This window comes from Methylorubrum populi, assembly GCA_036946625.1.
Classification (GTDB): domain Bacteria; phylum Pseudomonadota; class Alphaproteobacteria; order Rhizobiales; family Beijerinckiaceae; genus Methylobacterium; species Methylobacterium populi_C.
Map to the genome: position 1 here is coordinate 1,850,707 of JAQIIU010000002.1, position 12,103 is coordinate 1,862,809.

Here is a 12,103-nt window from a genome sequence, read left to right on the forward strand (position 1 = left end):
GGTCGTTTCCCCTGAGGGCGCGTCGGCGCAGCGGGAGTTTCGTGAGAGACACTCAGTGGGCCGCGGCCGGTTTCGTGGTCAGCGCCGCCGTTTCCTTGGTGTAGGACTGCCGCATCGGCTTGAGGACGAAGATCGCCATCAGGGCCGCGAGGATGTTGAGCGCGGCCGCGGCCAGGAACACGGCGTGCCAGCTTCCCGTCATCGTCGTGAGGAGGCTGGTAGAGGGCACGATCAGCGCCGCCGTCCCCTTGGCGGTGTAGAGCAGGCCGGCATTGGTGGCGGCGTATTTCGAGCCGAAGGTGTCGCCGCAGGTCGCCGGGAACAGCGAGTAGATCTCGCCCCAGGCGAAGAACACGAGCCCGGTGAGGATCACGAACAGGATCGGGTCGTGGCCGAACTGGCTCAGCAGGTAGATGCCCACGCCCTCGATGCCGAAGGAGAGGAACATCGTGTTCTCGCGGCCGATATGGTCGGAGATCCAGCCGAAGAGCGGGCGCGTCACGCCGTTGAGCACCCGGTCGATGGTGGCGGCGAAGGTCAGCGCCGGCAGGGTGATGCCGAGCAGGCTCACCGGCACGTCGGCGATGTGGAAGTCCTTGGCGATGGGCCCGAGCTGGGCGGTCGCCATCAGGCCGCCGGCGGCCATCATCACGAACATCGCGTACATCACCCAGAAGACCGGGGTGCGCACCATCTCGGCCGGCGTGAAGTCGCGCCGGCTCTGGCTGACGCGGGCGATCTCGGGCACCTGCCCCTTCTTCGGCGCCGCCAGGAACAGGGCGATCAGCATCACGACCAGGCCCTGGCCGATGCCGAACCAGAGGAAGGCCGACTCGTAGCCGTAATGGTGGATCACCGCCTGGATCGGCACCACGGTCAGCGCCGAGCCCGCGCCGAAGCCCATGGCGGTGAGGCCGGCCGCGAGCCCGCGCCGGTCGGGGAACCACTTGAGCGAGTTGCCGACGCAGGTGCCGTAGACCGCGCCCGCGCCGGTGCCGCCGATGGCCGCCGCGACGTAGAGCAGGGTCAGCGACCCGGCGTAGGCGTTCATCACCCAGGCGATGCCGCACATCAGGCCGCCGGCCAGCGTCACGACCCGCGGGCCGTACTTGTCGACGAACCAGCCCTCGATCGGCACCAGCCAGGTCTCGGTGAGGACGAACAGGGTGAAGGCGACCTGAATCGCGGCGCGATCCCAGCCGTGCCGCTCCTGCATCGGATTGACGAAGAACGTCCAGCCGTACTGCATGTTGGCGATCATGCACATGCAGACGATGCCGAACAGCAATTGCAGCCAGCGACCTGTCGGGGGCGCGGTGGGCGGCGTCGGGGGATGGGTCATGAGCGCCTCTCCTTGGACAGCCCGATTGTTCGGGCCTTTTCTGTACGTAATTTGCTTCAAAATACGCTGGAAGTTTTTAATTACATCTCGAATCGTCAATATTATACTGCGATATTCCGCACCAGAGCCTGATGCCCGGCATCAGCCATCGCTGCTGCGGACCTCGCCTTTCGTCTCCCGCCGACGCCCGGGCGGTGGAGGCGTCACAGCGGCGGCCGGGCTCTCGGGGAGAAAGTCCGGAGGATGACACGGCGACGTGCGCCGCGCCGGTCGGCGGCTCGATCGTGCAGATTCGCCATGGATGCCGGCATCATAATTCAAAATCCGGAATTGACAACAGGTATTCTGTATACCAATCTGCTGCCCAAGGAGTGCCCCGGTCGAGAGACACTCTCGAAAGGAGGAGCGCCGTGTTCGAGACGATGCGCCGGCCGTCGGACGCCCCGGGCGTCCGCACCATCCATCGGGACCGCTCCGTGGCCGAGGCCGCGCAGCTCCTGGCCCAACCGGGAACGGGGGCGCTGGTCGTCGTCGAGGGCGACGGCGACGCGACCGTCACGGGCCTCCTCACCCCGCGCGACATCTTCCGCGCCGTGGCGACGGAGGGCCCCGAGATCTACAGCCGCTCGGTCTGGCTGATCACCGACCACGACTTTCCCGCAATCGACATCGCCGCCTCGGCGCAGGAGCGGCTGCGGACCTTCTGCGAGCGGAAGGTCGACCACATCGCCCTGATGGATTCCTGCCGGATCAGCGCGATCCTCAGCATCTGGGACTGTGCCGGCGAGGCGCGGGCGGGCGGCGCGCAGGCTTGACCGCATCGGTGGAGGCGCGCGGCCCCGCTCGTGGGCCACCATGAATGTGCAGGACGCTCCCGGTCGCCGGCCCGTCTCGACGGGAGCGGGCCGAGCGTCGTTCAAGGCAAGTGTCGTTCGAGGCAAGATCCGAAAAGGTCGGAAGACAAACCCGGAAAGGCGCCCGACATGGAAAGCCCGATGAAACATCTGACCGTGGTCGAATGCCCGATCGTCTTCCCGGGCGAGAACGAGTTCGGAGCCTCCAGCATCGACATGCTGCCGCGCCTCGGCATCGCCGGCGGGCTGGAGAGCCGCCACATCCGGGTTCTGGACGAGCGCATCGTCGCGGTGTGCATCTGGCGCAGTTCGTTCTGCGCCAAGCTGTTCTTCGACGCCGCGTGGCACGGGCGGGCGGCCACCCTGTGGGGCGAGGCCTACCGGATCCGCTTCGAGGCGATCGAGAACGCCACCGCCGCCTGAGCCGGACCGGGTGTGCGCGATGGCCGGCGTCGAAGGGCCCGGCGCGGCATCCGGGCCGAGATCGGCCTTCGACGCCTGGAACCCGGGGCTCGAACCGGGCCTGCCGCGCGCCCTGCGCCCGCTGGCCACGGTGTTCCGGCCCGAGAACGTCGCGCTGACGCTCCCGGACATCCTCGAACTGTCCGACCTCAGCGGCCTGCCCGCGACGCAGCTCGCCCCCTTTCGGCCCGAGCGTCTCGCGGTGCACGAAGTGCTGATCCGGGTGATGGCCGACATCTCGGTCCCGGTGGGCGAGGTCTACGCCGATCTCGGGCTCAACTTCCGGCGCATCGTCGGCACGCTGCTGCGCGAGGCCGTCACGCCCCGCCTCGACACGGTCTCGGCCACCCTCGACGCACTGCGCGCCGAGGCCGACGCGGTGCTGGAGCGCGAGCTGTCGGCCCTGTTCGACGAGACACCCGCGCCGACCCACGCGCCCACCTCCGGATGGGGCGGCCTTTTCCGCCGCCTCCATGCGCGCGCGGCGCCCGCCCCGCCCCCGCCCGGGGACGGGCAGGCCGACATCCTCGCGCGGCTCGACGCCCGGTGCGCGGCCTGCGGCGAAGCCGACAGCCCGGAGGGCGCGGCACGCGAGGCCCTGCGCACGGTGTTCGGGCACGTCATCGCCCGCCAGGGCATGCTGATCCGCGATCGCCGGCTGCTGCGGCGGCTCGCCGGCATCCTCGTGACCAACCGCTGCGGCAGCGACCGCATCGGCGCCCTGATCGCGCCCTGGATCGAGGCGGCGGCCGAGGCGCAGGGCTACCACAGGCCGGCGCCCCAGGCGCGGCCGGTGGTGATGACCGTCAAGGGCGCCTCGGCCTCGGGAAAGAGCACGATCCGCCCCTATCAGCGCGGCCTCGCCGGCCAAATCTCCACGGAGTGGACCGACTTCGCGGTGATCACGCCCGATGTCTGGCGCAAGTTCCTGCTCGACTACGACAGTCTGGGCGAGGCCCGCCGCTATGCCGGCCCGCTCACCGGCCACGAGGTCGAGATCGTCGATGCCAAGCTCGACCGCTACATCACGCGCAAGGCCGCCGCGGGGCGCATCTCGCACCTGCTGATCGATCGCTTCCGCTTCGACAGCTTCTCGACCGAGGCCGGCAGCGACGGCGCCGGCCAGCTCCTGACCCGGTTCGGCCATCGGGTCTATCTGCAGTTCATGGTGACGCCGCCCGAGGAGACCGTGGAGCGCGCCTGGAAGCGCGGCGAGGAGTTCGGGCGCTACAAGGCGGTCGAGGATCTGCTCGCGCACAACGTCGAAGCCTATACCGGCATGCCGCGGCTGTTCTTCACCTGGGCCCTGCGCCGGGACCGGCCGGTCTTCTTCGAATTCCTCGACAACGGCGTGCCGAAGGGCGCGCGGCCCCTCACCATCGCCTTCGGCACGAACGACGCGATGACGATCCTCGATGCCCGCGCCCTGCTGGCGATCGAGCGCTATCGCCGCATCGACATCCACGCCCGGGCGGCGGCGGACATCTATCGCGGCATCGCCGAAGGGCCGGAAGCGGATGCGGCCTTCCTGCGGGAGGCTCTACGCCGGCTCGCCGTGGTGTGCTTCGCCGATCGCCGCAGCGGGCGGGTGTTCGCGCGATTCGAGCGGGGCCGCCTGACCGGTCTCGATCCGGCGGGGCTCGCCGCGGCACGCGCGGACGCGGAGACGGCCCGAGCGCTCACGGCCGCGGGCATCCCGGAGCGGGCCGGCGGCCTGCCGCCGCTCGACGACGTGTCGTGTCCGGCCGGGACGGCGACGCTCGGAGCCTGGGGACCGGCGCGTGCCTGAAAACCGGTTCGACCGACCTGTTCCGGCGACACCGGCGGTCCTCATCGAGGAGATCTGCGCCGACAGCCTCACGCGCCGGGGCTGCGACCTCGGGTTCACGCTCTTGCAGACCCTCTTGCAGACCTTCCCCTGTCCCTCGCCGCCGTCGTTCCGGGGCCGCGCCGCGGAACCCGGAACGACGGCTGTCCGGTGCTGCGACGGCAACGCCGCCAGGCAGGCTGTGGGGCCCCGTGATGCCGCTTCATGCTGCATCGCGACATTGCGAGGCGTCTGTCACATCGCCGCCGACCGCAGGGCTTGCGCGACAATCCCCGGGGGCTCACCGTCATAGGTCTATTCCTCATGCGCACGGCGCATGTCTGCATCTGGTATTTTGTACTTCATATCCCACAAAGCATGGGCTATCTCACGCTCGTTCGCAGCGCACCATAACCCAGCCCCTTGGAGATCCTCATGCTCGCCACTTGGCTCGCCGCTCTCCTCTTCCTGTTCGCCGTGCAGTCCCTGCTCGTCGTCAAGCTTGCCGACCGCCTGACCTCGGACGCCGCCCAGAATGCTCCGGCCGGCCGCAGCGTCGAGGCGCCGGACGCCGCCGACCGTTACGCCCGCGCCGCCTGAAGCCGGCTCACCCGGGGGGCCGACGGGGTTTCGCGACGCGCGAAGTCTGCGACGGCCAGTTCGGGCGTGACCGGGGGAATACCCGACACGGCGAAGCACGTCTCCGCTGCACGCGGCGTCGCGTCGAGAAAGGCCTTCATCTCGGCTTCGGAGCAGTGACCGAAAGCCTCCGTGAGATAGGCGAGAGCGTCGTCGGCCATCACCGCTTCCTCCGGTTGCCGGCTCGATGAGCGGACCGTCGCCGGTCGCCGAGCCCGATCGGCCTTCGGATATATGGCATACCAGACACCATGAAATCAAGCTCCTATGCGTCCGCGCATCGGAAAAATAGTGCCGGCACCGATCACCAGGGCTGCGACCTCGGGGCGACGGAGATGTGCGCTCCGAATGCGGCGTCGCGGCCACGATACCGGACCAGCGTCAGCCCGCGGCGCTGACAGGCGAACCCGGACCCGAAAGGGGCGCGCCGGAGGCGTGCCGTCCACGACGGGCCGCGACGCTCGGCTGGAATCGCGCGTCACGGGTGGGTTTCCGGGTTCCGCGGCGCGGCCCCGGAACGACGGCGGCGAGGGATCGGAGCGCGGCGGCAAGAGCGCTCACCCCGTTCGGAACCCTGGCTATTCCGCCGCGATCCGGTGCACGCCGCCGACCGCGCCCGAGCCCAGGATGTCGCCGATCTCGGCCTCCGGGCAGCCGAGCACCTCGCGCAGGATCTCGTCGGTATGCTCGCCGAGCAGCGGCGCCCGGGTCACCTCGGTCGGGCTCGCCGACAGCTTGATCGGGTTGCCGACCGTCAGATAGGCGCCGCGGGTCGGGTGCTCGACCTCGACCACCGTGCCGTTCGCCCGCAGCATCGGGTCCTCGGCGATCTCACGCATCGACAGGATCGGCCCGCACGGGATCTCGTGGGCGTTGAGGATCTCCATCGCCTCGAACTTGTCGTGCTTCATGGTCCAGGCTTCGATGCGCGTGAAGATCTCGTTGAGATGCGGCAGGCGGGCCTTCGGCGTGGCGTAGGCCGGATCGGTCTTCCAGTCCGGCTCGCCGATGATGTCGCAGATCGGCCCCCAGACCGCCCCTTGCGTAATGAAGTAGATGTAGGCGTTGGGGTCCTGCTCCCAGCCCTTGCACTTGAGGATGCGCCCCGGCTGGCCGCCGCCGGAATCGTTGCCCGCCCGCGGCACCGCCTCGCCGAAGGGGACGCCCTCGCCGTACTGGCTGTACTCCATCAGCGGGCCGTGGCCGAGGCGCTGCTGGTCGCGCAGCTTGACCCGGCAGAGGTTGAGCACGCCGTCCTGCATGGCGCAGTCGACCCGCTGGCCCTGCCCCGTCCGGGTGCGCTGGTAGAGGGCGGTGACGATGCCGAGCGCGAGATGCAGGCCGGTGCCGGAATCGCCGATCTGCGCGCCCGAGACCATCGGCACGCCGTCGCGCCAGCCGGTGGTGGAGGCCGCCCCGCCGACGCATTGGGCGACGTTCTCGTAGACCTTGCAATCCTGGTAGCGGCCGGGCCCGAATCCCTTCACCGAGGCCAGGATCAGCCCGGGATTGGCGGCCCGGAGCCGCTCCCAGGTCAGCCCCATCCGGTCGAGCGCGCCGGGGGCGAAGTTTTCCACCAGCACGTCGCACTCGCCGACCAGCCGCCACAGGATCGCGTTGCCCTTGGGGTTCTTGGCGTCGAGGGTGATCGAGCGCTTGTTGTGGTTCAGCATCGTGAAGTAGAGGCTGTCCACGCCGGGAAGATCCTGGAGTTGCTGGCGCGTCGCGTCGCCCGCCCCCGGCCGCTCGACCTTGATCACGTCGGCGCCGAACCACGCCAGAAGCTGCGTGCAGGTCGGTCCCGACTGGACATGCGTGAAGTCGAGGATGCGGACGCCCTCGAGTGCCTTGCCCGATGCCTTGCCCATCGCGGGTCTCCTCCCCGGGAGAGTGGTTCCTTCGGCGCGACCGGCCGATGGCGTCGATCGGAGGGCACCGTCGGGAAGCCGTGCCGGTCTTGGGTAGCGCGCGGACTTGGGCAGCGCGCGGAGCAGGAACGTCCAGGGAAGGCTGCCCTGCACCCGGCGAACGCCGTCGGCATCGACTTCACGGCCCCCTTCTGGCATACCAGATGCCAGACGTCAAGGTTTCGGGCTCCGTGCGTGCGATCCGCACGGGCTCGTGAGTGGAATTCAGAAGGCATAAGCGGGGCGCATGGGTGCGGCCGCCTTGTCTTCCGAAAGGCGAGGCGCCATGCTCGAACGGCTCGATGCCCCATCTCCGGACCCGCATCCGCATCGGCATCAAGGTCGATCCGAAGCGATGGAAAATTTCTCGATCAAGCCGATCGTCCCGGCGACGAGCCTGCGGACCCTGGCCTACGAGGCCCTGAAATCCGCGATCACCAACATGGACATCTACGGCCAGTCCGGGGATGTCCGGCTCGACGAGCGTGGCCTGTCGCAGACGCTGGGCGTGAGCCGCACGCCGATCCGCGAGGCGCTGACCGTGCTGGAGCAGGAAGGCTTCGTGCGCAACGAGCCCCGGCGCGGCGTGTTCGTCGTCAAGAAGACGAAGCGCGAGATCGTCGGCATGATCCAGGCCTGGACGGCCCTGGAGAGCATGGCCGCGCGCCTCGCCTGCACCCACGCCTCGGACGAGGATCTGGCCTGCCTGCGCCGCTCCTTCCCGGAATTCTTCGAGGGCAAGCCGTCCGACCACCTCGACGAGTACTCGGAAGCCAACATCCGCTTCCACCAGAAAATCATCTCGCTGGGCCACAGCGGGGTCATCAAGGACCTGTGCAGCAACCTGCTGATGCATGTGCGCGGCATCCGCAACACGGCCCTGCGCCAGGGCGACCGCGCCTCGAAGTCGATTCAGGAGCACGTGCGGATCATCGAGGCGCTGGAGGCCCGCGACGCCGAGCGCGCCGAACGCCTCGTGCGCGACCACGGCCTCGGGCTCGCCGACCACGTCCAGCGCTACGGCGACCACCTCGAATAGCCGCCCCTTCGGCCGGCGGAGGCCGGGGGCGGGCGTCCGGCAATCCGTTGCGATGCCGGATTGCTTCGGCTCAAGCCTCGCAATGACGGGGAGCAGATACCCCACACCGTCATTGCGAGCCGTCAGGCGAAGCAATCCAGTGCGCAGCGGGTGTCGGATAAGGCGTTCGTGTCGAACGGGGACGTCGATCGGACGACAAGCCTCCGGCCTGTCCGTGCGCATCCAGATCGCGGACGCCGCCTGACTCCGGCGCTGGAAACCGGGCCTGTCCGGGTCATCGTCCGACGACGACGGCACACGGCCCTGCGTCACTTTTTAATTCACCCCAGCGGTCTCCCGAAGGGTTCGTTCATCGGGCGTTCCTAGTGACGAAGCGATGGTGCCGGCCGAAAGCCTGACCATTGGACCCGCCCGCGGATCCTTCGTGTCGCCGACGCCGGACAACGCCCTTGAAGATCGCCGTCATCGCCCATCTCAAGTTCCCGATCGGCCAGCCCTATCTGGGCGGCCTGGAGATGCACACGCATCACCTCGCCGGCGCCTTGCGCGCGCGGGGGCACCGGGTCACCCTGTTCGCCTCGGAAGGGTCCGACCCGGTGCTGGTGCCGAACCCCGTCTGCCCGCCCACCGGCGACGCCCTCGACGATCCCGACCTGTGGGAGCGGATCGAGCGGACCGAACGCGCGGCCTACGAGCGGATCATGGAGGCGGTGGCCCGCGGCGGCTTCGACATCGTGCACAACAACAGCCTGCACGACCTGCCGCTCCGGGCGAGCCACACGCTCTCCGCGCCGATGACCACGGCCCTGCACACGCCGCCCTTCGACTCCCTGGCCGAGGGCGTGCGGGCGGCCAAGCCCGGCATGATCTTCGCGGCCGTCTCGCCCTCTCTGGCGCAGGAATGGCACGATCTCGTGCCGGACGCCCGCGTCATCGGCAACGGCATCGATCTCTCGACCTTCGCCTTCCGCCCCGAGGCGGACCCGGCGGGCTACGTGTTCTGGTCCGGGCGGATCGTGCCGGAGAAGGGCACGCACCTCGCCATCGACGCCGCCCGGGCCGCGGGCCTGCGCCTGCGCTTCGCCGGTCCGCAGCCGAATCCGCGCTACTGGGCCGAATGGATCGCCCCGCGGCTCGGCGAGGGCGTGACGTATGTCGGTCATCTCTCCCACCGGGACCTCGCGCGCCAGCTCGGCGGCGCCCGGGCGGCCATCGTCTCGCCGCGCTGGGAGGAGCCGTTCGGACTCGTCGTCGCCGAGGCCCTGGCCTGCGGCACCCCGGTGGCCGCCTTCGGCCGCGGCGCGATCCCCGACATCGTCGACCGCCATTCCGGCGCGCTGGCGCCGGCCGACGACGTGTCGGCGCTGGCTCGCGCGATCCAGCGCGCCGTCGATCTCGACCGCCGCGCCTGCCGCCGCCGGGCCGAGACGCTCTACGACGCCCAGGTGATGACCGACGGCTACGAGGCGCTCTACCGCGAGATCCTGACCGGCGTCCCCGCCGGCCGCGCCCCCATCCTCGAACGCCCGGCGGCCTGACCGATGCGCGCGAGCCCCGGCCCCGCAATCGTCTGCGTTCCCGCCCGCAACGAGGCCGAGCGCCTGCCGCGCCTGCTCCGGGCGCTGGCGGCGCAGGAGGACTTCTCGGCAACCGCGCCGCTGAAGGTCGTCGTCCTCGCCAACAACTGCGGCGACGGCACGGTCGAGGCCGTGCGCGCCCTCGAAGCGGCGGGCGCCCTCGACGGCCTCGCCCTGCGCCTGATCGAGGCGACCCTGGTCGGCGCGGAGGCGCATGTCGGCACCGCCCGCCGCCGCGCCCTCGATGCGGGCGCCGCGTGGCTGGAGGCGGAGGGCGCGCCCGACGGCGCCCTCCTCACCACCGATGCCGACGCGCGGCTCGCGCCCGGTTGGGTCGCGGCGAACCTGCGCGCGCTTCGAGACGCCGAGATCGTCGGCGGCCGGCTCGTCATCGACGACGAGGGCGAAGACGGGGGCGAGGCCGATCCCGCGCTCGCCGCCTTCCACGCCCGGGTCGAGCGCTACTGGTCGGGCGTGCGGTCCCTCGAGGATTGGCTCGATCCGCCGCCCCACGACCCGGCGCCGCGCCACGGCGACCATACGGGAGCAAGCCTCGCGCTCAGGGCCTCGCTCTACCGCGCGGTCGGCGGCCTGCCGGCGATCCCCCGCGGCGAGGACAACGCGCTGGTCGCCGCCGTGCAGCGGGCCGGCGGGCGCCTGCGCCACTGCCCCGACGTGGCGGTGCGCGTCTCCGCCCGCACCGCCGGCCGGGCCGAGGGCGGCATGGCCACCGAGATGCTGCGCCGCGCCCGCGTGGTGCGCGAGGGCGAGGCCTACCGCCTGCCGACGGCCGCGCACTGGCAGCGGATCATCCTGCGCCGGGCCGCCCTGCGCCGCGCGTTCCGCGCGGGCGCCGCGCCCGCCGCCCTGTCCGCCCTCGGGCTCGACGCGGCCGACCTCGCCGCCATCGACGCCGCGGCCTGCGCCAACGACATCGCCTTCGTCGAGCGCGCCCAGGCCCGCCTCGACGCGCGGGACGGACCGGCGCCGGAATGCGGACTCGACGAGGCGGTGGCGGCCCTCGAAGGCCTCGCCGCCCTCGGGCGCGATCGGGCGGCGTGACGTGAGCCCCTGCGGCGCGGCTTCCGCATCGCCCCGCCCTCAGACGGATCTCGCATGACGCGTCCGGTCGGCTACTACGTCCACCATCAGGGCGCCGGGCATCTCCAGCGGGCCATGGCGATGGCGCGGGCGCTGGGCGCGCTCGGCCGCCCCTGCACGCTGATGGGCAGCTTCGCCGGCCTCGACGTCTCGGGCGCGCCCGGTCCCGTCCTCGACCTGCCCGACGATCGGCTGGACCGGACCTTCGACGGGCAGGACGGCGCGGGCGGGCGCCCGGACTGCTTCCACTACGTGCCCCTGAACCATCCCGGCATCCGCACGCGCATGGGCCGGATCGCCGCCTGGGCGGCGCAGGCCGATCCGGCGCTGATGATCGTCGACGTCTCCGCCGAGGTGGCGCTGCTGGCCCGCCTGCTGTCGGTGCCGAGCCTCGTCGTGCGCCTGTCCGGCACCCGCACCGACCGGCCGCATCTGGAGGCGTTCCGCGCCGCCTCGCGGCTGCTCGCGCCCTTTCCGGAAGCGCTCGACGGCGGCGACGGACCGGGCTGGGTCCGCGAAAAGACCCTCTACGGCGGCTTCCTCGGGGCGGCCTCGGCGGCGGCCTCCGACGAGGACGGGCGCATCGTCGTGGTGTTCGGCCGCGGCGGCGAGGGCGGCGACCGCCGCGCCCTGGCGCGGGCGGCGCAGGCCGTGCCGGAGAGCGAGTGGCACGTGCTCGGCCCGGTGACGGGGGCGGGGGCGGGGGCGGGCGACATCCCGGGAAACCTGCACCTGCACGGCTGGATCACGGATGTGCGCCTGCACCTCGCGCCGGCTTCCCTCGTGGTCGGCGGGGCGGGCGACGGTCTCGTCACCGCCGTGGCGAGCCTCGGAAAGCGCTTCCTCTGCCTGCCCGAGCCCCGCGCCTACGACGAGCAGGAGGCCAAGGCCGCCGCCCTGGAGCGGCTCGGGGCGGCCGTCGTCCACCGCGGCTGGCCGGATGCGTCCGCGTGGCCCGGCCTCGTTGCGCGCGGCCTCGCCCTCGATCCGGGCATCGTCCGGAGCCTCGCCGACCCCGGCGCGCTCGCCCGCACGGCCGCGGCCATCGAGGCGATGTGCCGACAGGGGGGCTGACGGGCCGGTCTACCGCGCAACGCCGGAGCACCGTCCGTCCCGAAGGCGATCGATCGCCTTTCGGGACGATGCATTGGAGCCGCTCCCGATCACGTTGCAATCGGGAGCGGCTCCAAGCTCTTGCATGCAACGCGCGCTCTCAGAGCCTGTTTGACTGCAGTGATCCCCTCTCGCCCCTCATCCTGAGGTGCCGCGTGAGCGGCCTCGAAGGGTGCTCCAGATCCCGCGCGCGATTCCTGGAACACCCTTCGAGGCCTCCGCTGCGCTCCGGCACCTCAGGATGAGGGTTCAGGATGGGAGT

11 protein-coding genes are annotated in these 12,103 nt (G+C 71.0%); 8 read left to right on the forward strand and 3 right to left on the reverse strand.

From position 1 onward, the window contains the following. Window positions 1-52 precede the first annotated feature (52 nt). Window positions 53-1,342: an oxalate/formate MFS antiporter gene (gene oxlT, locus PGN25_10685; protein MEH3118032.1), complete on the reverse strand. Its 1,290-nt coding sequence runs from the start codon at window positions 1,340-1,342 to the stop codon at window positions 53-55. 410 nt (window positions 1,343-1,752) lie between these two features. On the opposite strand from oxlT, the gene PGN25_10690 reads away from it, so the two are divergent. The 4 genes from PGN25_10690 to PGN25_10705 all read left to right on the forward strand — a co-directional run bounded on the left by PGN25_10690 (window position 1,753) and on the right by PGN25_10705 (window position 5,065). Then, window positions 1,753-2,157: a CBS domain-containing protein gene (locus PGN25_10690; protein ID MEH3118033.1), complete on the forward strand. Its 405-nt coding sequence runs from the start codon at window positions 1,753-1,755 to the stop codon at window positions 2,155-2,157. 180 nt (window positions 2,158-2,337) lie between these two features. Continuing rightward, window positions 2,338-2,619: a hypothetical protein gene (locus PGN25_10695; GenBank protein ID MEH3118034.1), complete on the forward strand. Its 282-nt coding sequence runs from the start codon at window positions 2,338-2,340 to the stop codon at window positions 2,617-2,619. A 19-nt stretch (window positions 2,620-2,638) separates the two neighbouring features. Next, window positions 2,639-4,447, forward strand: a complete 1,809-nt coding sequence (locus PGN25_10700; protein ID MEH3118035.1) for a hypothetical protein — start codon at window positions 2,639-2,641, stop codon at window positions 4,445-4,447. Between the two features lie 453 nt (window positions 4,448-4,900). Further along, complete coding sequence (locus PGN25_10705) at window positions 4,901-5,065, forward strand: hypothetical protein (GenBank protein ID MEH3118036.1); 165 nt, start codon at window positions 4,901-4,903, stop codon at window positions 5,063-5,065. On the opposite strand, the gene PGN25_10710 is transcribed toward PGN25_10705, so the two are convergent. Together PGN25_10710 and frc are read right to left on the reverse strand one after the other, a co-directional pair. After that, window positions 5,047-5,265 (reverse strand): hypothetical protein, encoded by a 219-nt coding sequence (locus PGN25_10710; GenBank protein ID MEH3118037.1) that lies wholly within the window; start codon window positions 5,263-5,265, stop codon window positions 5,047-5,049. The two genes, PGN25_10705 and PGN25_10710, sit on opposite strands and share 19 nt — an antisense overlap. Before the next feature lie 417 nt (window positions 5,266-5,682). Further along, window positions 5,683-6,972 carry a formyl-CoA transferase gene (gene frc / locus PGN25_10715; GenBank protein MEH3118038.1) on the reverse strand — a complete coding sequence of 430 codons (1,290 nt, stop codon included), beginning with the start codon at window positions 6,970-6,972 and terminating at the stop codon, window positions 5,683-5,685. A gap of 394 nt (window positions 6,973-7,366) precedes the next feature. Here frc and PGN25_10720 point away from each other — a divergent pair, with 394 nt between their 5' ends. The 4 genes from PGN25_10720 to PGN25_10735 all read left to right on the forward strand — a co-directional run bounded on the left by PGN25_10720 (window position 7,367) and on the right by PGN25_10735 (window position 11,802). After that, complete coding sequence (locus PGN25_10720) at window positions 7,367-8,050, forward strand: GntR family transcriptional regulator (GenBank protein ID MEH3118039.1); 684 nt, start codon at window positions 7,367-7,369, stop codon at window positions 8,048-8,050. Between the two features lie 449 nt (window positions 8,051-8,499). Next, window positions 8,500-9,588, forward strand: coding sequence for a glycosyltransferase family 4 protein (locus PGN25_10725; GenBank protein MEH3118040.1), 1,089 nt, complete (start codon window positions 8,500-8,502; stop codon window positions 9,586-9,588). 3 nt (window positions 9,589-9,591) lie between these two features. Continuing rightward, window positions 9,592-10,689: a glycosyltransferase gene (locus PGN25_10730; GenBank protein ID MEH3118041.1), complete on the forward strand. Its 1,098-nt coding sequence runs from the start codon at window positions 9,592-9,594 to the stop codon at window positions 10,687-10,689. Between the two features lie 54 nt (window positions 10,690-10,743). Beyond that, on the forward strand, window positions 10,744-11,802 hold the full coding sequence (locus PGN25_10735) for a glycosyltransferase (GenBank protein MEH3118042.1): 1,059 nt from the start codon (window positions 10,744-10,746) through the stop codon (window positions 11,800-11,802). Window positions 11,803-12,103 lie beyond the last annotated feature (301 nt).